24 protein-coding genes and 1 tRNA gene are annotated in these 22,999 nt (G+C 66.0%); 18 read left to right on the top strand and 7 right to left on the bottom strand.

Translation table 11 applies throughout. The features are described 5' to 3' along the window. Positions 1-18: 18 nt before the first annotated feature. Positions 19-1,755 (top strand): aminodeoxychorismate synthase component I, encoded by a 1,737-nt coding sequence (gene pabB, locus C1704_RS10735; protein ID WP_104302730.1) that lies wholly within the window; start codon positions 19-21, stop codon positions 1,753-1,755. Between the two features lie 56 nt (positions 1,756-1,811). Here pabB and C1704_RS10730 read toward each other — a convergent pair whose 3' ends face one another. Then, positions 1,812-2,114, bottom strand: a complete 303-nt coding sequence (locus tag C1704_RS10730) for a c-type cytochrome (RefSeq protein WP_104302729.1) — start codon at positions 2,112-2,114, stop codon at positions 1,812-1,814. A gap of 107 nt (positions 2,115-2,221) precedes the next feature. Between C1704_RS10730 and C1704_RS10725 the strand changes: the two genes are divergently transcribed. Beyond that, the gene (locus C1704_RS10725) at positions 2,222-2,467 is read left to right on the top strand and encodes a TIGR04438 family Trp-rich protein (RefSeq protein ID WP_104302728.1); all 246 of its coding nucleotides are present in this window, start codon (positions 2,222-2,224) and stop codon (positions 2,465-2,467) included. Between the two features lie 7 nt (positions 2,468-2,474). Here C1704_RS10725 and ilvD read toward each other — a convergent pair whose 3' ends face one another. Beyond that, the gene (gene ilvD, locus C1704_RS10720; protein WP_104302727.1) at positions 2,475-4,154 is read right to left on the bottom strand and encodes a dihydroxy-acid dehydratase; all 1,680 of its coding nucleotides are present in this window, start codon (positions 4,152-4,154) and stop codon (positions 2,475-2,477) included. A gap of 126 nt (positions 4,155-4,280) precedes the next feature. Here ilvD and C1704_RS10715 point away from each other — a divergent pair, with 126 nt between their 5' ends. Beyond that, positions 4,281-5,189, top strand: a complete 909-nt coding sequence (locus tag C1704_RS10715) for a LysR family transcriptional regulator (RefSeq protein ID WP_104302726.1) — start codon at positions 4,281-4,283, stop codon at positions 5,187-5,189. Continuing rightward, positions 5,189-5,998 (top strand): prolipoprotein diacylglyceryl transferase, encoded by an 810-nt coding sequence (lgt, locus tag C1704_RS10710; protein WP_104302725.1) that lies wholly within the window; start codon positions 5,189-5,191, stop codon positions 5,996-5,998. Before C1704_RS10715 ends, lgt begins: the two co-directional genes overlap by 1 nt. Here the strand turns inward: lgt and C1704_RS10705 are convergent. From C1704_RS10705 to C1704_RS10685, 5 genes are all read right to left on the bottom strand, one after another. Continuing rightward, positions 5,974-6,777 carry an ABC transporter ATP-binding protein gene (locus tag C1704_RS10705; RefSeq protein ID WP_104302724.1) on the bottom strand — a complete coding sequence of 268 codons (804 nt, stop codon included), beginning with the start codon at positions 6,775-6,777 and terminating at the stop codon, positions 5,974-5,976. The two genes, lgt and C1704_RS10705, sit on opposite strands and share 25 nt — an antisense overlap. Before the next feature lie 11 nt (positions 6,778-6,788). Beyond that, complete coding sequence (gene ntrB, locus C1704_RS10700) at positions 6,789-7,685, bottom strand: nitrate ABC transporter permease (RefSeq protein ID WP_104302723.1); 897 nt, start codon at positions 7,683-7,685, stop codon at positions 6,789-6,791. Positions 7,686-7,707: 22 nt separating this feature from the next. Next, the gene (locus C1704_RS10695; protein ID WP_104302722.1) at positions 7,708-8,961 is read right to left on the bottom strand and encodes a CmpA/NrtA family ABC transporter substrate-binding protein; all 1,254 of its coding nucleotides are present in this window, start codon (positions 8,959-8,961) and stop codon (positions 7,708-7,710) included. A gap of 299 nt (positions 8,962-9,260) precedes the next feature. Next, the gene (locus C1704_RS10690; RefSeq protein ID WP_104302721.1) at positions 9,261-9,893 is read right to left on the bottom strand and encodes an ANTAR domain-containing response regulator; all 633 of its coding nucleotides are present in this window, start codon (positions 9,891-9,893) and stop codon (positions 9,261-9,263) included. 45 nt (positions 9,894-9,938) lie between these two features. Continuing rightward, on the bottom strand, positions 9,939-10,211 hold the full coding sequence (locus tag C1704_RS10685) for a hypothetical protein (RefSeq protein WP_104302720.1): 273 nt from the start codon (positions 10,209-10,211) through the stop codon (positions 9,939-9,941). Positions 10,212-10,432: 221 nt separating this feature from the next. Here C1704_RS10685 and tsaD point away from each other — a divergent pair, with 221 nt between their 5' ends. From tsaD to nuoF, 14 genes are all read left to right on the top strand, one after another. Continuing rightward, positions 10,433-11,467, top strand: a complete 1,035-nt coding sequence (tsaD, locus tag C1704_RS10680; protein WP_104302719.1) for a tRNA (adenosine(37)-N6)-threonylcarbamoyltransferase complex transferase subunit TsaD — start codon at positions 10,433-10,435, stop codon at positions 11,465-11,467. Positions 11,468-11,555: 88 nt separating this feature from the next. Continuing rightward, entirely contained in the window at positions 11,556-12,848 is a 1,293-nt protein-coding gene (locus tag C1704_RS10675; RefSeq protein ID WP_104302718.1) for a branched-chain amino acid ABC transporter substrate-binding protein, read from the top strand. A gap of 166 nt (positions 12,849-13,014) precedes the next feature. Further along, complete coding sequence (rpsO, locus tag C1704_RS10670) at positions 13,015-13,284, top strand: 30S ribosomal protein S15 (protein WP_104302717.1); 270 nt, start codon at positions 13,015-13,017, stop codon at positions 13,282-13,284. A gap of 201 nt (positions 13,285-13,485) precedes the next feature. Further along, positions 13,486-15,633 carry a polyribonucleotide nucleotidyltransferase gene (gene pnp, locus C1704_RS10665; RefSeq protein ID WP_104302716.1) on the top strand — a complete coding sequence of 716 codons (2,148 nt, stop codon included), beginning with the start codon at positions 13,486-13,488 and terminating at the stop codon, positions 15,631-15,633. Positions 15,634-15,661: 28 nt separating this feature from the next. Further along, entirely contained in the window at positions 15,662-16,672 is a 1,011-nt protein-coding gene (locus C1704_RS10660; protein ID WP_104302715.1) for an NAD(P)H-quinone oxidoreductase, read from the top strand. Between the two features lie 32 nt (positions 16,673-16,704). Further along, entirely contained in the window at positions 16,705-17,445 is a 741-nt protein-coding gene (gene tpiA / locus C1704_RS10655) for a triose-phosphate isomerase (protein ID WP_104302714.1), read from the top strand. 31 nt (positions 17,446-17,476) lie between these two features. After that, positions 17,477-17,860 (top strand): preprotein translocase subunit SecG, encoded by a 384-nt coding sequence (secG, locus tag C1704_RS10650; RefSeq protein ID WP_104302713.1) that lies wholly within the window; start codon positions 17,477-17,479, stop codon positions 17,858-17,860. Positions 17,861-18,069: 209 nt separating this feature from the next. After that, a tRNA-Leu gene (locus C1704_RS10645) sits at positions 18,070-18,154 on the top strand. 212 nt (positions 18,155-18,366) lie between these two features. Next, positions 18,367-18,726 (top strand): NADH-quinone oxidoreductase subunit A, encoded by a 360-nt coding sequence (locus tag C1704_RS10640; RefSeq protein WP_104302712.1) that lies wholly within the window; start codon positions 18,367-18,369, stop codon positions 18,724-18,726. Between the two features lie 15 nt (positions 18,727-18,741). After that, positions 18,742-19,218 (top strand): NuoB/complex I 20 kDa subunit family protein, encoded by a 477-nt coding sequence (locus C1704_RS10635; protein ID WP_104302711.1) that lies wholly within the window; start codon positions 18,742-18,744, stop codon positions 19,216-19,218. Between the two features lie 11 nt (positions 19,219-19,229). Continuing rightward, positions 19,230-19,826 (top strand): NADH-quinone oxidoreductase subunit C, encoded by a 597-nt coding sequence (locus C1704_RS10630; protein ID WP_104302710.1) that lies wholly within the window; start codon positions 19,230-19,232, stop codon positions 19,824-19,826. A 13-nt stretch (positions 19,827-19,839) separates the two neighbouring features. Next, on the top strand, positions 19,840-21,093 hold the full coding sequence (locus C1704_RS10625; protein WP_104302709.1) for an NADH-quinone oxidoreductase subunit D: 1,254 nt from the start codon (positions 19,840-19,842) through the stop codon (positions 21,091-21,093). Continuing rightward, positions 21,090-21,620: an NADH-quinone oxidoreductase subunit NuoE gene (gene nuoE, locus C1704_RS10620; RefSeq protein ID WP_104302708.1), complete on the top strand. Its 531-nt coding sequence runs from the start codon at positions 21,090-21,092 to the stop codon at positions 21,618-21,620. Before C1704_RS10625 ends, nuoE begins: the two co-directional genes overlap by 4 nt. Further along, positions 21,620-22,981 carry an NADH-quinone oxidoreductase subunit NuoF gene (nuoF, locus tag C1704_RS10615; protein WP_104302707.1) on the top strand — a complete coding sequence of 454 codons (1,362 nt, stop codon included), beginning with the start codon at positions 21,620-21,622 and terminating at the stop codon, positions 22,979-22,981. The genes nuoE and nuoF overlap by 1 nt, the downstream gene beginning before the upstream one ends. Positions 22,982-22,999: the final 18 nt, after the last annotated feature.

Below are 22,999 nucleotides of genomic sequence, written 5' to 3'. Positions count from 1 at the left end.
CGTCCCCGTCTTGCGCCCGTGCCTGCCCCCACCGCCCTGATCGACTTCATCGCGCCCGTCGAGGGGGCGTCGCGGGAGCGCCTCGCCTTTTTCGACCCGCTCACGGTGCTGCAGACGCGCCGCCTGGACGAGGTGCCGTCGGTGCTGGAACGGGTCGAGGCCGAGGCGCGGCGGGGCCGATGGTGCGTGGGCTTCGTCGCCTACGAGGCGGCTCCGGCCTTCGATGCCGGAATGGTCGTCCATCCGGCAGATGGGCCGCTGGCGTGGTTCGCCGTCTTCGACCAGACCCAGCCCTGGCCGGCGCTTTCGGACCTTCCCTATGAGCCGCTGTCATGGAGCGGGGGGATCGACCGGACTGCATTCGAGCTGGCCATCGACCGCATCCACGCGGCCATCGCCGATGGCGAGGTCTACCAGATCAACTTCACCGCACCGTGGCGCAGCGCCTTTGCAGGCAATCCCCGTGGGCTGTTCCATGCGCTGCACCGCGCCCAGCCGGACGGATATGCCGCCTACCTCGACACAGGCGCCCAGCAGGTGCTGTCGGTGTCCCCCGAACTCTTCTTTGATTGGCGCGGCCCACAGCTGCTGTCGCGCCCCATGAAGGGCACGGCGGCGCGGGAGGCGGATCCGCAGCTGGACGCGCGCCGTGCCGAGCACCTGCGTACCAGCGACAAGGAGCGCGCCGAAAACCTGATGATCGTGGACCTGATCCGCAACGATCTCTCGCGGGTGGCGCAGCCCCACGGCGTCCAGGTGCCCCGGCTCTTCCACACGCAGGCCCTGCCCACCGTGTGGCAGATGACCTCCGACGTCACCGCACGGGTACGCCACGGGGTTGGCCTGGTCGACATCTTCCGGGCGCTCTTTCCCTGCGGCTCGGTCACGGGGGCGCCCAAGCTGCGGGCCATGCACTGGATCCGCGAACTCGAGGCGGGGCCGCGCGGCATCTACTGCGGGGCCGTGGGCGTGGTGCGTCCTGACGGTTCAGCCACGTTCAACGTCCCCATCCGCACCGTCAGCGTGGACGGCGGCCAGGCGCGCTGCGGCATCGGCAGCGGCATCACGGCCGACGCCGACGCAGCGGGCGAGTGGGCTGAATGGCGCAGCAAGCAGGCTTTCCTGGTGCGCGCGCAGTCACCCTTCGAGCTGCTCGAGACGATGAGGCTGGAGGAGGGGGTTCTGCTGCACCCGACCGAACATCTGGCGCGCATGGCCGCTGCCGCCCGCCATTTCGGCTTCGCCTGGCACGAAAGCGCTGCTGCCGATGCCCTGGCCCATGTGGCCGCAACCCATCCGCAAGGCGTGTGGCGAGTGCGGCTGCTCGCCGACGCCCTGGGGACGTGTCGTGCCGAAGCTTTTGTGCTCGGCCCCATGGCACAGCCGGTACGGGTGCGATTGGCAGCCCAACCCTTTGCCGATGCGCGCAGCGAGTTCGTTCGCTTCAAGACCACGCGGCGCGCGCACTACGACGCTCTTGCGCCCACCGATCCGGCGGTCTTCGACACCTTGCTCTGGAACGAATCGGGCGAGCTTACCGAATTCACCCGCGGCAACGTGGCGGTGAAGCTCGACGGCCGCTGGGTGACGCCGCCGCTGTCGTGCGGTCTGCTGGGCGGCATCGGACGGGCACGGGCCCTGCGCGAGGGGCGTGTGGCCGAGCAGGTGGTGCGCCGCGAGGATCTCGCCCGGGCGCAAGGGCTGGCCTTCCTCAACAGCCTGCGGGGCTGGCTGGCCGCCGAACTGCAGCGCTGAAAAAACAACACCCCGCCGTAGCGGGGTGCGATGTCAGGTGCACTGCGGCGCCGGGATCACTTGTGGGTCAGGATCCATTGCACCAGGGTCTTGGCGTCTGCCTCACTGACGGAGGCGTTGGCCGGCATCGGGACCGGGCCCCAGACGCCGGAACCCCCCTTGATGACCTTCTGGGCCAGCTTGTCCACAGCATCCTTCTGGTCGGCGTACTTGGCGGCAATGTCCTTGTACGAGGGACCGACGAGTTTCTTGTCAACGGCGTGGCAGGCCATGCAGGCTTTCTGCTGGGCCAGTTGCTGGCTGGCCATCACGGGTGCGCTCAGACAGGCCAGCGCGGCGAGAGCGAGAAGAGACTTCATGTCGTCCTTTCGGCGTTCGTGGGGTTGATTTACAGTGATGTCAACGAATTCTAGGCGTTGGGGTTGACGTCTGGCGCGTGGCCGACGCAAAGCCCGTGGAGTCCTGCATGTATTTCATCATCCTGGGTGTCCTTCTGATCCTGCTGAAGCTCGCCGAGTTCGGCGCCGTGGCCGAATGGTCGTGGTGGATCGTTCTGTCGCCCTTTGCGCTGGCGGTGGTGTGGTGGGCCTGGGCCGACGCCTCGGGCTATACCAAGCGACGTGAGATGGACAAGCTGGAAGAGAAAAAGAAAGAGCGGCGCAAGAAGAACTTGGCCGCTCTGGGTCAGGAACCCCGTAAACGCAAGATCTGACGCCCGCTCACTCGAACTTGTCGAGGACGGCGCCGGAGCTGGCGCTGCTGGCCAGCTTCGCGAACTTGGCCAGCACGCCGCGGGTGTAGCGCGGGGCGGGTGGGGTCCAGGCCGCACGGCGCTTGGCCAGTTCCTCGTCGCTGACGTGCAGCTGCAGCGTCAGCGTGTGGGCGTCGATGGTGATGGTGTCGCCTTCCTTCACCAGGGCGATGGTGCCGCCTTCGGCGGCTTCGGGCGCCACGTGGCCCACCACCATGCCCCAGGTCCCGCCCGAGAAACGGCCGTCGGTGATCAGTCCGACCGACTCGCCCAGCCCTTGGCCGATCAGCGCCCCTGTGGGGGCCAGCATCTCGGGCATGCCCGGTCCACCCTTGGGGCCCAGGTAGCGCAGCACCATCACATCCCCGGCCTGGATCTGCTTGGACATGATGGCCGCCAGCGCTGATTGCTCATCATCGAACACGCGCGCCGGGCCCGTGATCTGCGGGTTCTTCAGGCCCGTGATCTTGGCCACGCAGCCCTCGGGGGCCAGGTTGCCCTTCAGGATGGCCAGGTGACCCTGGGCATAAATGGGCTTGCTGACCGGGCGGATCACGTCCTGGTGGGGGGAGAGCTCAGGCACGTCGGCCAGGTTCTCCGCCACGGTCTTGCCGGTGATGGTCATGCAGTCGCCGTGCAGCAGGCCGGCTTTGAGCAGTTCCTTCATCACGGCCGGGATGCCGCCGGCGCGATGCAGGTCGATGGCCAGGTACTTGCCGCTGGGCTTGAGGTCGCACAGCACGGGGACCTTCTTGCGCATGCGCTCGAAATCGTCGATCGTCCAATCCACCCCGGCCGCGTGCGCGATGGCCAGGTAGTGCAGCACTGCGTTGGTCGAGCCGCCGGTGGCCATGATCACCGCCACGGCGTTTTCGATGGCCTTCTTGGTGACGATGTCGCGCGGCTTGAGGTCCTTCTTGACGGCTTCGACCAGCACGGCGGCGGCTTTCTTGACGTTCTCGACCACTTCGTCTTCGACGTTGGCCATCGTGGACGAATAGGGCAGGCTCATGCCCAGGGCCTCGAAGGACGAGCTCATCGTGTTGGCGGTGTACATGCCGCCGCAGGAGCCGCTGCCGGGAATCGCGCGGCGCTCGATCTCGCAGAAGTCCTCCTCGCTCATCTTGCCGGCGGTGAACTGGCCCACGGCCTCGAACACGCTCACGATGTTGAGGTCCTGGCCCTTGTAGCGGCCTGGCAGGATGGTGCCGCCGTAGATGTAGAGGCTGGGCACGTTGGCGCGCAGCATGCCCATCATGCCGCCGGGCATGTTCTTGTCGCAGCCGCCGATGACGATGACACCGTCCATCCACTGCCCGCCCACGCAGGTTTCCACACAGTCGGAGATCACCTCGCGCGACACCAGCGAGTACTTCATGCCCTCGGTGCCCATGGCCATGCCATCGCTGATGGTGGGCGTGCCGAAGATCTGGGGGTTGGCGCCCGCGGCCTTGAGACCTTCCACGGCCGCGTCGGCCAGGCGCTGCAGGCCGGAGTTGCAGGGCGTGATCGTCGAGTGGCCGTTGGCCACGCCGATCATGGGCTTGCCGAAGTCCGACTCCTGGTAGCCCATGCCGTAGTACATGGAACGGTTGGGTGCGCGGGCAACGCCTTCGGTGATGTTCTTCGAGCGGCGGTTGTAGCTCATGGCTCGTCCTTGGGGTGGGGGTCGTGGGGGAGGGGCGGCAGGCGGCCGGCCAGGGCGCAGTATGCAGCGCTGGCACAATCGATTCCAATATATCTTTCAAGCGATTCTGATTCTTCTGGTAGATCAATGCTGGAGCTGCGCCATCTCAGGCAATTCGTGGCGGTGGCCGAGGAGCTGCATTTCGGCCGGGCCGCCGAACGTCTGCACATGACCCAGCCGCCGCTGACCATGGGCATCCGCCAGCTCGAAAGCCTGCTGGGCGCCGAGCTGTTCCACCGCACGCGGCGCTCGGTGGCCCTCAGCCCGGCAGGTCTGGCCCTGCTGCCGCAGGCCCGCCGCCTGCTGGCCGAGGCCGAGCAGTTCGGGCCGCTGGCGCGCGCAGCCGCCCAGGGCACGCTGGGGCGGCTGCGCCTGGGCTTTGTCTCCACCATCGGCTACGGGCCGCTGCCCGGCTGGCTCAAGACCTTCCGTGAGGCCCATCCCGGGGTGGAGCTGGCGCTGCGCGAGGCCACGCTGGACGTGCAGCTGGCCGCCTTCGAGGCCGGCGAGATCGACGCCGGGTTTGTGCTCCACGCGCCGGGCGACCGCCTGAGCGGCTTCGGCGCCGTGCGGGTGCTGGGCGAGCCCCTGGTGCTGGCGCTGCCGGCCGACCATCCGCTTGCGGCCCAGGTGCGGGTGAAGGCGACGCCGGTGCTGAGCGAGCCCCTGGTGATCTTCCCGAGGGTCATCAGCCCCTCGCTTTATGATGCGATGCTTGCGTTCTATCGCGACCGGCAGGCCGGACCGCGCATCGCCCAGGAAGCCATCCAGATGCAGACCATCGTGAACCTGGTGTCCGCCGGCATCGGCGTGGCCTGGGTGCCCGAATCGGTCACGCGGCTGCAACGTCCCGGGGTCGTCTACCGGGCGGTCGAGGATGCCGGCCTGGCTTGCGAGACCAGCCTGGTGTGGCGGCTGCCGCAGCACCCGGTCGTGCGCCGCTTTGTCGATCATGTGACGGCTGCAGAGCTGTCCTCCCACAAGGAAACTCCCTGATGCTCGTGCATCCCCAGTTCGACCCCGTGGCCCTGCAGATCGGGCCCGTGGCCATCCATTGGTATGGCCTGACCTACCTCGTCGCCTTCGGCCTCTTCCTGTGGCTGGCCTCGATCCGCGTGGGGCGCCCGCCCTATGCCGACACCGGCTGGACGCGTCGCGATGTCGAGGACCTGCTCTTCTACGGCGTGCTGGGCGTGATCATCGGCGGCCGCCTGGGCTACGTGCTGTTCTACAAGCCCGGCTACTACGCGGAAAACCCGCTCGAGATCTTCGCCGTATGGAAGGGCGGGATGGCCTTCCACGGGGGCCTGCTCGGGGTGATGGGCGCGATGGCGCTGTTCGCCTGGCAGCGCAAGCGCCGCTTTCTCGAGGTGACCGACCTGATCGCGCCCTGCGTCCCGACAGGCCTGGCCTCGGGCCGCATCGGCAACTTCATCAACGGCGAACTCTGGGGCCGCGCGGCCGACCCGAGCCTGCCCTGGGCCATGGTGTATCCGCAATCGGGCACCGACATCCCGCGCCACCCGTCGCCCCTGTACCAGTTTGCGCTGGAGGGCCTGCTGCTGTTCGTGCTGCTGTGGGTGTACGCGCGCAAGCCCCGCGCCACCGGCCAGGTGTCGGGGGCCTTCCTGGCGGGCTATGGGGTCTTCCGCTTCATCGCGGAATACTTCCGAGAGCCCGACAGCTTCCTGGGCCTGCTGGCCCTGAACCTCAGCATGGGCCAGTGGCTGTGCCTGCCGATGATTGCGGCCGGCGTGGCGCTGTGGTGGTGGTCCGGCCGTCAGGCGGCCAGCCGGTCCACATGAGCGTGGCGGGTGTAGAGGAAGTCCAGCACCGCCTTGCGGCAGGCGATGTAGCGGGCATCCTCGGCCAGTGACACGCGGTCGCGCGGGCGTGCCAGGTCCACGTGCAGGATCTCGCCGATGGTGGCCGCCGGTCCGTTGGTCATCATCACGATGCGATCGGACAGCAGCACCGCCTCGTCCACATCGTGCGTCACCATCACGACCGTGCTCTGGGTACGGGCCACGATCTTCAGCAGCTCGTCCTGCAGGTGGGCGCGGGTGAGGGCATCCAGGGCGCCGAACGGCTCGTCCATCAGCAGCACCTTGGGCTCCATGGCCAGCGCACGGGCGATGCCCACGCGCTGCTTCATGCCGCCCGAGATCTCGTGCGGGCGCTTGGCGGTGGCATGCCCCATCCCCACCAGTTCCAGCGCCGCCTGGGTGCGCGCCTTCAGTTGTGCTTTCGACTCCTTGCCACCGAACACACGGTCCACCGCCAGGTAGACGTTCTCGAAGCAGGTGAGCCAGGGCAGCAGCGAGTGGTTCTGGAACACCACGGCCCGTTCGGGTCCGGGCTCGCGGATCTCGCGGTTGTCGCACAGCAGCACGCCCGCCGTAGGCTTGAGCAGCCCCGCGATCAGGTTGAGCAGCGTCGACTTGCCGCAGCCCGAGTGACCGATGAGCGTCACGAACTCGCCGCGATCGACGTCGAGGTGGATGTCGCGCAGCGCGTGAAAGCGGCCCTTCCTGGTGTGGAAGACCATCTCGGCCGACTGCACCTGGATGAAATGCTGGGTCATGATCCGTCCTTTCACTCGGCGTAGCTGAAGCGTTTGGCGATGAAGATGAGGGCTTGTTCAAGCAGCAGGCCCACGATGCCGATCACGAAGATCGCGATCAGGATGTGCTGCACATTGAGGTTGTTCCACTCGTCCCAGACCCAGAAGCCGATGCCCACGCCGCCGGTCAGCATCTCGGCGGCCACGATCACCAGCCAGGCCGTGCCCACCGACAGGCGCACACCGGTCAGCATGTAGGGCAGCACCGAGGGCAGCAGGATCTTGGTGATCACCTTCCACTCCGACAGGTTGAGCACGCGCGCCACGTTCAGGTAGTCCTGCGGCACCCGCTGCACGCCCACCGCCGTGTTGATGATCATGGGCCAGATCGAGCAGATGAAGATGGTCCAGATGGCCGCCGGGTTGGCCGCCTTGAACACCAGCAGGCCAATGGGCAGCCAGGCCAGCGGGGAGACTGGGCGCAGCAGGCTCACGATGGGCGAGAACATGCTGTTGACGATGGCAAACCGACCGATCAGGAAGCCCATCGGGATGCCCACCAGAGCGGCCAGGCCGAAGCCCATGCCCACGCGTTCCAGCGAATAGAGCACGTTCCAGCCGATGCCCTGGTCGTTCGGCCCGTTGCGGTAGAACGGGTCGGCGAAGAGCTTGACTGCGGCCTCCCAGGTGGCGCCCGGCGTGGGGAAGCTGGTGCTGTTGACGGTGGCCAGTCCCCAGATGCCGATCAGCAGGGCCACGCCGAAGACCGGCGCCAGCAGGGTGAGGGCCCAGCCGCGCCAGTCGATGGGAACGCGCGCCGGCTGGGTCGCCGCCGGGGCCTGCATTGCCGGCTTGGTGCGCGCTGGGGGAGCCGCCGGTGTTGCGACCTGCGATTCACCGACGGAAGGGTGAAAAACGGCACTGACCATGATGTTCTCCTGGGCGAGGGTGTCAGACGTTCACCTTGAAACTGTCGGCGTACTTGGCCGGATCCTTCCCGTCCCAGACCACCCCGTCGATGAGCTTGCTGGAGCGCAGCATGTCCTTCGGGACGTTCACCTTCGCGGCCGACGCGGCCTGCCTGTACAGGTCGATCTGGTTGATCTGACGGGCCACCTCCAGGTAGTTCGGGTGTTCCTTGATCAGACCCCAGCGCTTGTGCTGGGTGAGGAACCACATGCCGTCGCTCAGGTAAGGGAAGTTCACCGCGCCATCGTTGAAGAACTTCATGTGGTTGGGGTCGTCCCAGGTCTTGCCCAGGCCGTTCTGGTAGCGGCCCAGGATGCGCTGGTTGATCACGTCCACGCTGGTGTTCACATAGGCGCGGTCGGCCACGATCTCGGCCATCTTCAGCTTGTTCTGCAGTCCGGCATCGATCCACTTGCTGGCTTCGAGGATCGCTGCCACCACCGCGCGGCAGGTGTTGGGGAACTTCTTGGTGAACTCGGCCGTCGTGCCCAGCGCCTTCTCGGGATGGTCTTTCCAGATGTCCTGTGTGGTGGCGGCCGTGATGCCGATGCCGTCGGCAATGGCCCGGTGGTTCCAGGGCTCGCCCACGCAGTAGCCATCCATGTTGCCCACGCGCATGTTGGCCACCATCTGGGGTGGGGGCACGGTGATGACCTTGGCGTCGCGCATGGGGTTGATGCCCGCACTGGCCAGCCAGTAGTACAGCCACATCGCGTGCGTACCGGTGGGGAAGGTCTGCGCGAAGGTGTATTCACGCTTCTCGCTCGCCATCAGCTTGGCAAGCGTCGGCCCGTCCACGGCGCCCTTGTCGGAGAGCTTCTTCGACAGTGTGATGGCTTGACCGTTGTGGTTCAGGTTCATCAGCACGGCCATGTCCTTCTTGGGGCCGCTCACGCCCACGTGCACGCCGTAGACCAGTCCCCACAGCACGTGCGCCATGTCGAGCTCGCCGTTGACCAGTTTGTCGCGCACACCGGCCCACGAGGCTTCCTTCGTGGGGATGATCTTCACGCCGTGCTTCTTGTCGATGCCCAGCACCGAAGCCATCACCACGGAGGCGCAGTCGGTCAATGGGATGAAGCCGATCCGCACCTCTTCCTTTTCGGGCTTGTCCGAGCCCTGGGCCCAGACGGCGGTGTGCAGTCCTGGCACCATCCCGGTGGCGCTGGCAGCGGCCGTGGTCTTGAGCAGGGTCCGGCGGCTCAGGCGGGCCTTGAGCAGGTCGTGGGCTTTCATGCGTCGCGTCCTTGATTTCATCGAAGCACCAAACAGAAAAGGCGTCCTCACACGGCCTGCGTTCACAGACCGGTGGGGACGCCTTCGTCCTGGGGCCTGGGCGTCGTCCTTGACGCCTGCGGGCCGTTTGCGCCGGTCACCATTGACCTGCGCAGACAGCTCAAAGCAGGAGCCGTGCCAGGCCGCGGCAGCGACCAAGGGCCGAGAATCAGGCCGGGGTGCCCCTGCGCGGTGCGCGCGCCGCGCTCAGTGCCTAATGAATCATGGTGCGGCGCACAATCCCGGTGCGAACCCGGTCTTCAGGCCAGCAACTCGTTGGCGTCGATCAGGCGCTGCGCCAGGTCGGCCAGGCGCAAGCCCTTGTCCATCGACATCTTGCGCAAGCGTGCGTAGGCCTCGGCCTCCGAGCAGCCCTGGCGGGTCATCAGGATGCCTTTGGCGCGATCGACCAGCTTGCGCTCCTGCAATTGGGTCCTGGCGTCGGCCAGTTCGCGCCGCAGGCCTTCCTCGTGCTGGAAACGAGCCATGGCCACCTCCAGCACCGGCTTGACGCGTTCCGGTGCCAGGCCCGCCACCACGTAGGCGTTGACGCCCGCCGCGATGGCATCTCGCACGTGGGTCGTGTCCTCGTCGTCGGTGAAGAGCACGATGGGCCGGCGGGCATCACGCGTGGCCATCACCACGTGCTCCAGCGTGTCGCGCGCCTCGCTCTCGGCATCCACGATGATCATGTCGGGCTGGATCTGGGCCAGCCGCTCGGGCAGGAACACGTCGGCAGGGAGCACGGCCACGATGTTGCAGCCTGCCTCCAGCAGCCCGATGCGCAGGCTGCGCGAGCGCTCAGCCTGCCATCCGGCGATGGCATCGTCCGGGTCGGGCGTGAGCGTTTCCGGTGCGACGATGAGAATGCGCAGGGCGGTCGGCGGGCTCATGCCCGCCCCGCAGCAACTATCGGGCCATGCAAGGGCCGGAGAAGCTCAGACGCGCAGGGTGCGGCGCAGCCACGCCATCGAGCGGGTGGCCATGCCGGCCCCCAGAGGCGCACGCGGCGGGGTGCGCTCGATCAGCACGCCACGGGTGCTGAGTTGTGCCAGAAAGTGCTGGACCGCATCGCGACCCAGGCCACTGGCGCGCACCAGCATCGTCAGGGGGACGAAGCCCTGGGACATCTGGTGCAACATCCGCTGGTAGGCGGTGCGTTGGTAAGCGGGAGGCAGCTCAGGCCACCCCGAAAGCTTGTATTCCTTCATGATCCCAAACGACAGTGCGGTCGAATCGCCGCTATCTTCGGCAACTGAACGGTTTCAAGGCTAACCGTCCGTGCACTTCCCTGTGAAGGGAATTCGGCGCAGTGTCGTGCATTCCCTAGGGTGGAGTTGTGACAAAGCGCTAACAAATCGTGCCAGGTTGTTACAGGCTGCCCCAAAACGGCCCAGACTTCGGGACAACCCCAGGGCGATACACTGGCCGGATGTTGGTTCTAGGCATCGAATCCTCCTGCGACGAGACGGGCGTGGCCTTGGTGCGTGCCGAGGGCCCGGCGGCCCCCCCACGCTTGCTTGCCCATGCCCTGCACAGCCAGATCGACATGCACCAGGCCTATGGCGGCGTGGTGCCGGAGCTGGCGTCGCGCGACCACATCCGGCGCGTGCTGCCCCTGACACGTCAGGTGCTGGCGCAGGCCGGTTGCGGGCTGGAGGACATTGACACCATCGCCTACACGCGCGGGCCCGGCCTGGCCGGAGCGCTGCTGGTGGGGGCCGGCCTGGCCTGTGCGCTGGGGGCCGCCCTGGACCGCCCCGTGGTCGGCGTGCACCACCTGGAAGGCCACCTGCTCTCGCCCTTCCTGTCGGCCGACCCGCCCGAGTTCCCTTTTGTCGCCTTGCTGGTGTCCGGGGGCCACACCCAGCTCATGCGGGTCGAAGACGTCGGCCGCTACGAGTTGCTGGGCGAGACCATCGACGATGCAGCCGGCGAAGCCTTCGACAAGTCGGCCAAGCTCCTGGGGCTGGGGTATCCCGGTGGGCCCGCCCTGGCCCGGCTGGCCGAATTCGGCGATCCCGACGTGTTCACCTTGCCGCGCCCGCTGCTGCACAGTGGCACTCTGGACTTCTCCTTTGCCGGGCTGAAGACGGCCGTCTGGACTCAAGTGCGCAAGCTTGGCGACCGCGTGTGCGAGCAGGACCGCGCGCATCTGGCCGCCTCCACGCAGGCTGCCATCGTGGACGTGCTGGTGAAGAAATCGCTGGCAGCGCTGAAGCAGACCGGCCTGAGCCGGCTGGTCGTCGCCGGTGGCGTCGGGGCAAACCGACGGCTGCGGGCGATGCTGGATGCCCAGGCGCAGCGCCGCGGCTGGCGGGTGCACTACCCCGAGCTTCATCTGTGCACCGACAACGGGGCCATGATCGCCCTGGCGGCGGCCATGCGGCTTCAGCGGGAGCCGCAGCGGGCGCGCCGCGACTATGCCTTCGACATCGCTCCGCGCTGGGATCTGGCGGCAGCCTGACCCGCCGGTCGGGCGGTGATCGCACACCGGGTTTTCCCTGGCACAATGCGCGCCCGATCCGCAACCGGGCCGTTACGCCCTTCTGAACATGAGAACTCTTGTCAAGAACACCTTGCGAACCGGCTTGGCCTTGATGGCCGCCACCTTGGGTCTGATCACCACTGCGGCGGCTCAGTCGCGCATTGAGCCCGTGCGCATCGGCCTGATCGAGGGCCTGTCGGGTCCGTTTGCGAATGCCGGCGAGGCGGTGCATCGCAACCTGGCCTGGGCTGCCGAACGGGTCAACGCCCGCGGGGGGGTGCAGTTGCCCGGTGGTGCCCGCCCGCTGGAGATCGTGCGCCTGGACAGCAAGGGCAACACCGAGGAGGCCCTGTCCATGCTGCGCTCTGCCGTGGACCAGCGCATTGCCTTCGTGGCCCAGGGCAACAGTTCCGCGACGGCAGCGGCCCTGATCGATGCCATCAACAAGCACAACGAGCGTGACCCGGCGCGGCGCGTGCTGTTCCTGAACTATTCCGCGGTCGACCCCATCCTCACCAACGAGCGCTGCAGCTTCTGGCACTTCCGCTTCGATGCTCACGCCGACATGCGTCTGTCCGCCCTGATGGACGTGCTGGCCGAGGACCGTTCGGTCGACAGTGTCTACCTCATCGGCCAGGACTACAGCTTCGGCCAGCATGTGGTGCGCAAGAGCCGCGAGATGCTGGCCCAGCGCCGGCCGGACTTGAAGATCGTCGGCGAAGAGTTGCACCCGATGGGGCGCATCAAGGACTTCCTGCCGTATGTGGCCAAGATCAAGGCGTCCGGCGCCCAGGCCGTGGTCACGGGCAACTGGGGTAACGACCTGACGCTGATGATCAAGGCAGCGCGCGAAGTGGGCCTCAAGGCCCGCTTCTATACCTTCTATGGCAACGCGCTGGGCGTGCCGGCGGCCATCGGGGAGGCGGGCGTGGGCCAGGTGCTGGCCGTGGCCGAATGGCATCCCAACGTAGGGGGCGCCGCCTCTGACCGGTTCTATGCGGCCTTCCGCGAGCGCTTTCCCCGTCCCGCCGATGACTACGTGCATGCCCGCATGCAGGCCATGGTTGAGATGCTGGTCGCGGCCATCGAGCGCGCGGGCTCCACCGATCCGCTGCCGGTTGCTCGGGCCCTCGAGGGCGCCCGTTACGACGGCGCGGGGCTGGGCGGTTTTCACCACGGGACCATGCGGGCGGCCGATCATCAGTTCATCCAGCCGCTCTACGTGAGCCTGATGCAGAAGGCGGGCGGGGAGGGGGTGCGCTTCGATAACGAGGGCTCGGGCTATGGGTTTGTCACGGTGCGCCACGTGCCTGCGGCACGCACCGAACAGCCGCATCAGTGCCAGATGCAGCGCCCCTGAGCGGGCGATCCATACAGGTCGTGTACAATCATGCGGTTTTGCAGTTCATCGCTGCAGAACAGGCACGGCGTGGGGAGGTTTCACCCGCGACCGCAAGTAACCACGAAACCGCTGCCGACGCCAGGGGGCACTCTCGCGTCGGGGCGGTCGATTCACCAGGAACGATATGTCGATCGCAGATCTGAGCAAGGCCGAGATCATCAAGGCCCACGCCCGCGGCACCGCCGACACCGGCTCGCCCGAAGTGCAGGTGGCCCTGCTGACCGCCCGCATCAACGAACTCACTCCCCATTTCCAGCTCCACAAGAAGGACCATCATGGTCGCCGTGGCCTGCTGAAGATGGTCAACCGCCGCAAGCGTCTGCTGGCCTACCTGAAAGACAAGGACGCCGACCGCTACACGGCGCTGATTCAGAAGCTCGGCCTGCGCAAGTAAGCGCCCCGAGATGACCAGGAGCCTGTCTGGGACCCCAGCACAGGCTCCTTGTTTTTTGTCGGAGACCGCGCCACTGCAATGGGGTTGCTGTGTCATTCCAATGCGCCTGCGGGTCAGGCGCCCTGGAATGGCACTCCGCTCCGGTGACGAGGCTTCGGGTATCACGCGCAACCTCATGCGCGCACATCACTGGAGACTGCCATGAGCATGTTCAACAAGATCACCAAGACCTTCCAATGGGGCCAGCACACCGTCACGATGGAGACGGGTGAAATCGCCCGTCAGGCCACCGGTGCGGTGGTGGTCAACATGGACGACACCGTCGTCCTGGCCACTGTGGTGGCGGCCAAGTCAGCGAAAGCGGGGCAGGACTTCTTCCCGTTGACCGTCGACTACATCGAGAAGACCTATGCCGCCGGCAAGATCCCCGGTAGCTTCTTCAAGCGTGAAGGTCGCCCCAGCGAACTGGAGACCCTGACGTCCCGCCTGATCGATCGCCCCATCCGCCCGCTTTTCCCTGAAGGTTTCTTCAATGAAGTGCAGGTGGTCGTCCACGTGCTGTCGCTCAACCCCGAGGTCGACGCCGACATCCCCGCGATGATTGCCACCAGCGCGGCGCTGTCCATCTCCGGCATTCCCTTCAACGGCCCCATCGGTGCAGCCCGCGTGGGCTACATCAATGGCGAATACGTCCTGAATCCGGGCAAGACCCAGCAGACGCAGTCGCGCATGGACCTCGTGGTGGCCGGTACCGAGGCCGCGGTGCTGATGGTCGAGTCCGAGGCCGACCAGCTGCCCGAGGACGTGATGCTTGGCGCCGTGGTCTTCGGCCACGAACAGGGCAAGATCGCGATCGACGCCATCCACGAACTGGTGCGTCAGGCCGGCAAGCCTGAGTGGGATTGGCAGCCGCCGCCCAAGGACGAGTCCTTCATCGCCAAGGTCACGGCCCTGGCTGAAGACAAGCTGCGTGCCGCCTACCAGATCCGTTCCAAGCAAGCCCGTACCCAGGCCTGCCGGGAAGCCTATGCCGCCGTGAAGTCGGCTCTGGCAGCCGAAGGCGTCGAGTTCGACGAGGTCAAGGTCGAGGGCCTGCTGTTCGAGATCGAAGCGCGCATCGTGCGCAGCCAGATCCTGGCCGGCGAACCTCGCATCGATGGCCGTGACACCCGCACCGTGCGCCCCATCGAGATCCGCACCAGCGTGTTGCCGCGCACCCACGGCTCGGCCCTGTTCACCCGCGGCGAAACCCAGGCGCTGGCCGTGGCCACGCTGGGCACCGACCGTGACGCGCAGAAGATCGATGCGCTGGGCGGCGAGTTTACCGACCGCTTCATGCTGCACTACAACATGCCCCCGTTCGCCACCGGCGAGACGGGCCGCGTGGGAAGCCCCAAGCGTCGCGAGATCGGCCATGGCCGCCTGGCCAAGCGCGCCTTGGTTGCCGTGCTGCCGTCCAAGGAAGACTTCGCCTACGCCATGCGCGTGGTGTCCGAGGTGACCGAGTCCAACGGATCGTCCTCGATGGCCTCGGTCTGTGGCGGCTGCCTGGCCCTGATGGACGCCGGTGTGCCCCTGAAGGCACATGTGGCCGGCATTGCCATGGGCCTGATCAAGGAAGGCAACCGCTTCGCGGTGCTCACCGACATCCTGGGTGACGAGGACCACCTCGGCGACATGGACTTCAAGGTGGCCGGCACGACCGAGGGCGTGACGGCCTTGCAGATGGACATCAAGATCCAAGGCATCACCAAGGAGATCATGCAGGTGGCGCTGGCGCAGGCCAAGGAAGCGCGCATGCACATCCTGGGCAAGATGGTCGAAGCGGTCGGTGGCGCCAAGACCGAGGTGTCGCAGTTCGCACCGCGCCTGTACACCATGAAGATCAACCCGGAGAAGATCCGGGACGTGATCGGCAAGGGCGGCGCCACCATCCGCGCCCTGACGGAAGAGACCGGCACCCAGATCGACATCGCCGAGGACGGCACCATCACCATCGCCTCCACCGATGGCGAGAAGGCCGAGATCGCCAGGAAGCGCATCGAGGAGATCACCGCCGAAGTCGAGGTGGGCAAGATCTACGAAGGCCCGATCACCAAGATCCTCGAGTTCGGTGCGCTGGTGAACCTGCTGCCGGGCAAGGACGGCCTGCTGCACATCAGCCAGATCGCCCATGAGCGTGTGGCCAAGGTCACTGACTACCTGCAAGAGGGCCAGATCGTGCGCGTGAAGGTGCTCGAGACCGACGAGAAGGGCCGCGTGAAGCTGTCGATGAAGGCTCTGGCCGAGCGGGCTCCTGCCGGCGAGCGCGAGGCCCAGGAACAGCAGCAGCAACAACAGCAGCAGTGAGCCGGGCGCTGGCGTCCGTCATCCGACCATGAAAGCGGTTGAGATCGTCGAGTACGGCGCACCCGAGGTGCTGCGCCTGACCGAACGCCCCGACCCCGTCGCCGGGGTGGGCGAGGTGTTGATCCGCGTCGGGGCTTCCGGTGTGAACCGGCCCGACGTGCTGCAGCGCAAGGGCCTCTACCCCGTGCCGCCGGGAGCCTCCGATCTGCCGGGCCTGGAAGTGGCTGGCGAGATCGTGGCCGGCGACGCTCAGGCCTTGTCTGAAGCCGGTCTCAAGGTGGGCGACCGCGTCTGTGCCCTGGTGCAGGGCGGCGGTTACGCCGAGCTGTGCGTAGCACCAGTCGCCCAGTGCCTGCCGGTGCCTGAGGGGTGGTCCGACGTTGAAGCCTCCGGTCTGCCCGAGACCTTCTTCACGGTGTGGTCCAACGTGTTCCAGCGCGGCCGCCTGCAGCCTGGGGAAACCCTGCTCGTGCAGGGAGGCACCAGCGGGATCGGCGTCACAGCCATTCAGCTGGCCAAGGCCTTCGGTGCCACCGTGATCGCCACGGTGGGCTCCGACGACAAATGTGCTGCCTGCCTGAAGCTCGGGGCCGATCACGCGATCAACTACAAGACCGAGGACTTCGCCGAGCGTACGCGCGCGTTGACGGATGGCCGGGGTGCCGACGTCATCCTCGACATGGTGGCTGGCGACTATCTGCCGCGCGAGATCACCTGCCTGGCCGACGACGGCCGACTGGTCATCATCGCCCTGCAGCGGGGTGCCAAGTCCGAGCTGGACCTCAACGCCCTGATGCGCCGTCGCCTCACCGTGACGGGCTCGACCTTGCGTCCCCGGCCGGTGGCCTTCAAGGCGCAGATCGCTCGCGAACTGCGCGAGCGTGTGTGGCCCTTGCTGGCTGCGCGGCGCATCGTGCCCGTGGTGTTTCGCACCTTCGATCCGGCCGAGGCGGCACAGGCGCATGCGTTGATGGAGTCCAACCAGCACATCGGCAAGCTTGCCCTGGTGTGGACGTCGGCCGAGCGCGTCTCCTCATAAAATTTGTGGCTTTGTCCGCGTGGAGCCCCTGCATGCGACGCAAACTTGTCATCGGGAACTGGAAGATGCACGGCAGTCTGGCGGCCAACGCCGAGCTGCTGGCCGGCTTGCGTGCGGCCGAGCCTTTCGTGTGCGACACGGCCGTGTGCCCGCCTTATCCCTATCTGGCAGCCTGCGTGCTGGCCTTGCAGGGCAGTCACATCGCGCTGGGTGCGCAGGACTGCTCCGCACATGAGCAGGGCGCCTACACCGGCGAGGTGTCGGCGGCGATGCTGGCCGACCTCGGCTGCCGCTATGTCATCGTGGGACATTCGGAGCGCCGCAGCCTGCACGGTGAAGGGGATCAGCTCGTCGCCGACAAGGCCCGCATGGTGGTCAGCAAGGGTCTCACGCCTGTGGTCTGCGTGGGTGAAACGTTGGCTGAGCGCGAGTCCGCACAGACGGAAGCCGTGGTCAAGCGCCAGTTGTCGGCCGTGATTCACACCTTGGGTCATTGTGTCCCTCAGATGGTGGTGGCCTACGAGCCGGTCTGGGCCATCGGCACGGGGCGTACGGCCACGCCGGAGCAAGCCCAGGCTGTCCATGCGGTGCTGCGTGCCCAGCTCAAGGCGGCCACGCCGCACGCCGATGGCATGCGCATCCTCTACGGCGGCAGCGTCAAGCCTGAGAACGCTGCCAGCCTTTTCTCGCAGCCCGACATCGATGGCGGGCTCATCGGCGGTGCCTCGCTGAAGGCTGCCGACTTCGTTGCCATCTGCCGCGCAGCGCTCTGAGCGTGCGCTCTTGAATCACTGGAGAACACTGATGCAGTTCATGACCACCCTGATCCTTGTGGTGCAGTTGCTGGCCGCGTTGACCATGATCGGCCTGGTGCTGGTCCAGCATGGCAAAGGCGCTGACATGGGGGCGTCCTTTGGCGGCGGCTCTTCGGGCAGCCTGTTTGGCGCGACAGGCAGTGCGAACTTCCTGTCGCGCACGACCGCGGTGTGCGCCACGATCTTCTTCGCCTGCACCCTGGCCCTGGCCTATCTGTCGAACGCTACGCCGCATGCTGCGTCGGGCGGGGGGGGCAGTGTGCTCGACCAGCCGGTGGCGCCCGGCGCTGCGCAGATCCCCGGTGCACCCTCGGTTGCGCCGTCGGCTTCCGAGCCCTCCGGTGGTGCCGGTCAGATCCCCGCGAGCAACTGAGTGGCGCGGTAGAGCGGCGGGGTTTGCGCCAAGCCAAGGACACTCTGAAAAGAGGACCTGCAACACTTGGAGATAACCCTGCTTTTCGAGTTAGAATTTATGTCTGTGTAGCAAGCCACTCCCCTCAGACACCATGGGTGGTTTGCGCAGCGAAACTGAACGATTGATGCATGCACTCGGGTCGTACACGGCTTGTGTGAATGTTCAGTGCCGACGTGGTGGAATTGGTAGACACGCTATCTTGAGGGGGTAGTGGCGAAAGCTGTGCGAGTTCGAGTCTCGCCGTCGGCACCACTCAATGCATCTTCGGCAGGGTTCTCATCCGGTGCCCTGTCGACCCTGGGTCCGGTTTTCACGGGCGGCCTCGGGGAAATCGGGCGTGCTGAAAGCAGCGGTTTCCGCTGGGGGCAGCGCGCCTTATTTTTGCCGCTTGCGGCAAAGGCCGGACGACACCGACACGGCGCAGCCAGGACACACAGACCGATGACCCAAGCGACGCAAGGCCTATGATTCTCGACCAGTACCTCCCCGTCATCCTCTTCATCCTGGTCGGCGTCGCGATGGGCGTCGCGCCTCAGGTGCTGGGCTTCGTGCTGGGGCCTCGCCGGCCCGATCCCGAAAAGAACTCCCCCTATGAGTGCGGCTTCGAGGCCTTCGAGGACGCGCGCATGAAGTTCGATGTGCGCTACTACCTGGTGGCCATCCTCTTCATCCTCTTCGACCTGGAAATCGCCTTTCTCTTCCCGTGGGCGGTGGCCCTGCGCGAGATCGGACCTGTGGGCTTCTGGGCCATGATGGTCTTTCTGGGCATCCTCGTGGTGGGCTTCATCTACGAGTGGAAGAAGGGCGCCCTGGATTGGGAATGACCAAGGAGTGCAGTCATGAGTATCGAAGGCGTTCTCAAGGAAGGTTTCATCACCACCACGGCGGACAAGCTGATCAACTGGTCCAAGACCGGTTCGCTGTGGCCCATGACCTTTGGCCTGGCGTGCTGCGCCGTCGAGATGATGCATGCGGGCGCGTCGCGCTACGACATTGACCGCTTTGGCATGCTGTTCCGCCCCAGCCCTCGTCAGTCTGATCTGATGATCGTGGCGGGCACGCTGTGCAACAAGATGGCCCCGGCGTTGCGCAAGGTCTACGACCAGATGGCCGAGCCGCGCTGGGTGATCAGCATGGGCTCCTGCGCCAACGGCGGCGGCTATTACCACTACAGCTACTCCGTCGTGCGTGGTTGCGACCGCATCGTCCCGGTCGATGTCTATGTTCCTGGTTGCCCGCCCACTGCGGAAGCGCTGCTCTACGGCATCCTGCAGCTGCAGTCCAAGATTCGTCGCGAAAACACCATCGCCCGCTGAGAGAAGCTGCCATGACCCGACTCGACACCCTGCAAAGCGCGATCGAGGCCCGTCTGGGTGGCCAGATCCGTTCGCTCCAGCGCGATCGCGGTGAACTCACCCTGGTGGTGTCCTCGTCCGATTACCTCGAGGTCTGCCGCCGCCTGCGTGACGACGACGCCTTGCGTTTCGAGCAGCTGATCGACCTGTGCGGCGTCGACTACAGCACCTATGGCGACGGCAGGCATGAGGGGCTGCGCTATGCCGTGGTCTGCCACCTGCTGTCGGTCACCCACAACTGGCGGCTGCGCGTGCGCACCTTCTGCCCGGACGACGACCTGCCGGTGGTGGCTTCGGTCAATGAGATCTGGAACTCTGCCAACTGGTTCGAGCGCGAAGCCTTCGATCTGTATGGCATCGTGTTCGAGGGTCATCTGGATCTGCGCCGTATCCTCACCGACTACGGCTTCATTGGCCACCCGTTCCGCAAGGACTTCCCCACCACGGGCCACGTCGAGATGCGCTACGACCCCGAGCAGCGCCGCGTCATCTACCAGCCCGTGACGATCGAGCCGCGGGAGATCACACCGCGCGTGATCCGTGAAGACCACTACGGCGGCCTGCACTGAGCCCGAGGCAACCATGGCTGACATCAAGAACTACACGCTGAACTTCGGCCCTCAGCACCCGGCCGCCCACGGGGTGCTGCGCCTGGTGCTGGAACTCGACGGCGAGGTCATCCAGCGTGCCGACCCGCACATCGGTCTGCTGCACCGGGCCACCGAGAAGCTCGCCGAGAGCAAGACCTACATCCAGTCGCTGCCCTACATGGACCGTCTCGACTACGTGTCCATGATGTGCAACGAACATGCCTACTGCCTGGCCATCGAGAAGCTGTTGGGTATCGAGGTTCCCGAGCGCGCGCAGTACATCCGCGTCATGTTCGCCGAGATCACCCGGCTGCTGAATCACCTGCTCTGGCTCGGCGCTCATGGTCTGGACTGCGGTGCGATGAACATGCTCATCTACTGCTTCCGTGAGCGCGAAGACCTTTTCGACATGTACGAGGCGGTGTCCGGTGCTCGCATGCACGCGGCCTATTTCCGCCCGGGCGGCGTCTACCGCGACCTGCCCGACAGCATGCCGCAGTACAAGCCCTCCAAAATTCGCAACGCCAAGGCGATCGCCAAGCTCAATGAGAATCGCCAAGGCTCGCTGCTCGACTTCATCGAAGACTTTACTCGTCGCTTTCCAAAGCATGTGGACGAGTACGAGACCCTGCTGACAGACAACCGCATCTGGAAGCAACGCACGGTGGGCATTGGCGTGGTCACCCCAGAACGTGCCCTCAATCTGGGGTTCACCGGCGCGATGCTGCGCGGCTCGGGCATTGCCTGGGACCTGCGCAAGATGCAGCCCTACGATGTCTATGACCGCATGGAGTTTGACGTGCCCGTGGGCACCAACGGTGACTGCTACGACCGCTATCTGGTGCGAGTCGAGGAAATGCGTCAGTCCAACCGCATCATTCAGCAGTGCGTGGACTGGCTGCGCAAGAACCCCGGCCCCGTCATCACGGACAACCACAAGGTGGCGCCACCATCTCGGGTGGAGATGAAGTCCAGCATGGAAGAGCTGATTCACCACTTCAAGCTCTTCACCGAAGGATTCCACGTGCCCGAAGGCGAGGCCTATGCTGCCGTCGAGCATCCCAAGGGTGAGTTCGGCATCTACCTCGTGAGCGACGGCGCCAACAAGCCCTACCGCCTGAAGATCCGTGCCCCGGGCTTTGCCCACCTGGCCGCGATGGACGAGATGTCGCGCGGCCACATGATTGCCGATGCCGTGGCCGTGATCGGCACCATGGACATCGTGTTCGGAGAGATTGACCGATGAGCGCCCAAGCCAAACTGGTCCAGCCGATGCAGTTTGCACCGGCCACGCTCGAGCGTTTTGCCCGCGAGGTGGCCAAGTACCCGGCCGATCAGAAGCAATCCGCCGTGATGGCCTGTCTGGCCATCGTGCAGCAGGAACAGGGCTGGGTCTCCGCCGAGGCCGAACTGGGCGTGGCCCAGTACCTGGGCATGCCGGCCGTGGCCGTGCGCGAGGTCACGACCTTCTACAACATGTACAACCAGCGGCCGGTGGGCAAGTTCAAGCTCAACGTCTGCACCAACCTGCCGTGCCAACTGCGCGGGGGGCAAGCGGCAGCCGAGCATCTGGCTCAGCGCCTGGGTATCGAGATCGGCGGGACCACGCCCGATGGTCTGGTGACGCTGCAGGAATGCGAGTGCCTGGGGGCCTGTGCCGATGCGCCGGTGATGCTGGTCAATGATCGCCAGATGTGCAGCTTCATGAGCAACGATCGGCTCGATGCGCTCCTGGCTGACCTCGAGGCTGCTGCCAAGCAGGGGGTGAAGTGATGGCCCTTGACCTGTCCAAGTTCCAGGCCACCGGCCTTGAGACTTGTTTCCATGATCGCCATATCCAGCCGCAGATTTATGCAGGTTTGAACGGCAGCAATTGGCGCCTCAAGGACTATGAGGCCCGAGGCGGCTACCAGGCCCTGCGCAAGATCCTCGGCCAGGACGGCGGCGAAGGGCTCACGCCCGACCAGGTGATCGCCGAGGTGAAGACCTCCGCGCTGCGTGGCCGTGGCGGCGCCGGTTTCCCCACGGGCCTGAAGTGGAGCTTCATGCCCCGCCAGTTCCCCGGCCAGAAGTACCTGGTGTGCAACTCCGACGAGGGGGAGCCGGGCACCTGCAAGGACCGTGACATCCTGCGCTACAACCCGCACATCGTCATCGAAGGCATGGCCATTGCCGCCTACGCGATGGGCATCAGCGTGGGCTACAACTACATCCACGGCGAGATCTTCGAGGTTTACGAGCGTTTCGAAGAGGCCCTTGAGGAGGCCCGCGCCGCCGGCTACCTGGGCGACCGGATCCTGGGCAGCAACTTCAGCTTCCAGCTGCATGCCTTCCATGGATTCGGCGCCTATATCTGCGGCGAGGAAACCGCGCTGCTCGAATCGCTGGAAGGCAAGAAGGGCCAGCCGCGTTTCAAGCCGCCGTTCCCCGCCAGCTTCGGCCTGTACGGCAAGCCCACCACGATCAACAACACCGAGACCTTCGCGGCGGTGCCCTGGATCATCCGCCATGGCGGTCAGGCCTATCTCGAGTGCGGCAAGCCGAACAACGGTGGCACCAAGATCTTCTCGGTTTCGGGCGACGTGGAGCGGCCCGGCAACTACGAAGTGCCCATGGGAACGCCGTTTGCCAAGCTGCTGGAACTGGCCGGCGGCGTGCGCAAGGGGCGTCAGCTCAAGGCGGTCATCCCTGGGGGGTCGTCTGCACCCGTGCTGCCCGCGCACATCATGATGGAGTGCACGATGGACTATGACTCGATCGCCAAGGCGGGGTCCATGCTCGGGTCCGGTGCCGTGATCGTGATGGACGACAGCCGCTCCATGGTGGAATCACTCAAGCGCCTGTCCTACTTCTACATGCACGAGTCCTGCGGCCAGTGCACGCCATGCCGCGAAGGCACGGGCTGGTTGTGGCGCCTGGTCGATCGCATCGAGCGTGGCCAAGGCCGTCCCGAGGACATCGATCTGCTGGACAACGTGAGCGGCAACATCATGGGTCGCACCATCTGTGCCCTGGGCGATGCCGCAGCCATGCCGGTGCGCGCCATGATCAAGCATTTCCGCCACGAATTCGAAGCCCTGATCCCGGGCCATGCCGCCAAGCCTGTGGCCGCGGCGGACACCCTGGCGTCCTGAGCGCGAGAGACAAGACCC

Source organism: Caldimonas caldifontis, assembly GCF_002930615.1.
Lineage (GTDB): Bacteria > Pseudomonadota > Gammaproteobacteria > Burkholderiales > Burkholderiaceae_C > Caldimonas > Caldimonas caldifontis.
Note: the sequence above shows the minus strand (reverse complement) of the source record. Positions and strands in the feature narration are given on the sequence as shown.

Bases quoted from the DNA above. Each gene is read 5' to 3' on its own strand.
- C1704_RS10730 (WP_104302729.1), bottom strand. From the start codon at position 2,114: ATGAAGTCTCTTCTCGCTCTCGCCGCGCTGGCCTGTCTGAGCGCACCC.
- C1704_RS10725 (WP_104302728.1), top strand. From the start codon at position 2,222: ATGTATTTCATCATCCTGGGTGTCCTTCTGATCCTGCTGAAGCTCGCC.
- ilvD (WP_104302727.1), bottom strand. From the start codon at position 4,154: ATGAGCTACAACCGCCGCTCGAAGAACATCACCGAAGGCGTTGCCCGC.
- C1704_RS10715 (WP_104302726.1), top strand. From the start codon at position 4,281: ATGCTGGAGCTGCGCCATCTCAGGCAATTCGTGGCGGTGGCCGAGGAG.
- lgt (WP_104302725.1), top strand. From the start codon at position 5,189: ATGCTCGTGCATCCCCAGTTCGACCCCGTGGCCCTGCAGATCGGGCCC.
- C1704_RS10705 (WP_104302724.1), bottom strand. From the start codon at position 6,777: ATGACCCAGCATTTCATCCAGGTGCAGTCGGCCGAGATGGTCTTCCAC.
- ntrB (WP_104302723.1), bottom strand. From the start codon at position 7,685: ATGGTCAGTGCCGTTTTTCACCCTTCCGTCGGTGAATCGCAGGTCGCA.
- C1704_RS10695 (WP_104302722.1), bottom strand. From the start codon at position 8,961: ATGAAAGCCCACGACCTGCTCAAGGCCCGCCTGAGCCGCCGGACCCTG.
- C1704_RS10690 (WP_104302721.1), bottom strand. From the start codon at position 9,893: ATGAGCCCGCCGACCGCCCTGCGCATTCTCATCGTCGCACCGGAAACG.
- C1704_RS10685 (WP_104302720.1), bottom strand. From the start codon at position 10,211: ATGAAGGAATACAAGCTTTCGGGGTGGCCTGAGCTGCCTCCCGCTTAC.
- tsaD (WP_104302719.1), top strand. From the start codon at position 10,433: ATGTTGGTTCTAGGCATCGAATCCTCCTGCGACGAGACGGGCGTGGCC.
- C1704_RS10675 (WP_104302718.1), top strand. From the start codon at position 11,556: ATGAGAACTCTTGTCAAGAACACCTTGCGAACCGGCTTGGCCTTGATG.
- rpsO (WP_104302717.1), top strand. From the start codon at position 13,015: ATGTCGATCGCAGATCTGAGCAAGGCCGAGATCATCAAGGCCCACGCC.
- pnp (WP_104302716.1), top strand. From the start codon at position 13,486: ATGAGCATGTTCAACAAGATCACCAAGACCTTCCAATGGGGCCAGCAC.
- C1704_RS10660 (WP_104302715.1), top strand. From the start codon at position 15,662: ATGAAAGCGGTTGAGATCGTCGAGTACGGCGCACCCGAGGTGCTGCGC.
- tpiA (WP_104302714.1), top strand. From the start codon at position 16,705: ATGCGACGCAAACTTGTCATCGGGAACTGGAAGATGCACGGCAGTCTG.
- secG (WP_104302713.1), top strand. From the start codon at position 17,477: ATGCAGTTCATGACCACCCTGATCCTTGTGGTGCAGTTGCTGGCCGCG.
- C1704_RS10640 (WP_104302712.1), top strand. From the start codon at position 18,367: ATGATTCTCGACCAGTACCTCCCCGTCATCCTCTTCATCCTGGTCGGC.
- C1704_RS10635 (WP_104302711.1), top strand. From the start codon at position 18,742: ATGAGTATCGAAGGCGTTCTCAAGGAAGGTTTCATCACCACCACGGCG.
- C1704_RS10630 (WP_104302710.1), top strand. From the start codon at position 19,230: ATGACCCGACTCGACACCCTGCAAAGCGCGATCGAGGCCCGTCTGGGT.
- C1704_RS10625 (WP_104302709.1), top strand. From the start codon at position 19,840: ATGGCTGACATCAAGAACTACACGCTGAACTTCGGCCCTCAGCACCCG.
- nuoE (WP_104302708.1), top strand. From the start codon at position 21,090: ATGAGCGCCCAAGCCAAACTGGTCCAGCCGATGCAGTTTGCACCGGCC.
- nuoF (WP_104302707.1), top strand. From the start codon at position 21,620: ATGGCCCTTGACCTGTCCAAGTTCCAGGCCACCGGCCTTGAGACTTGT.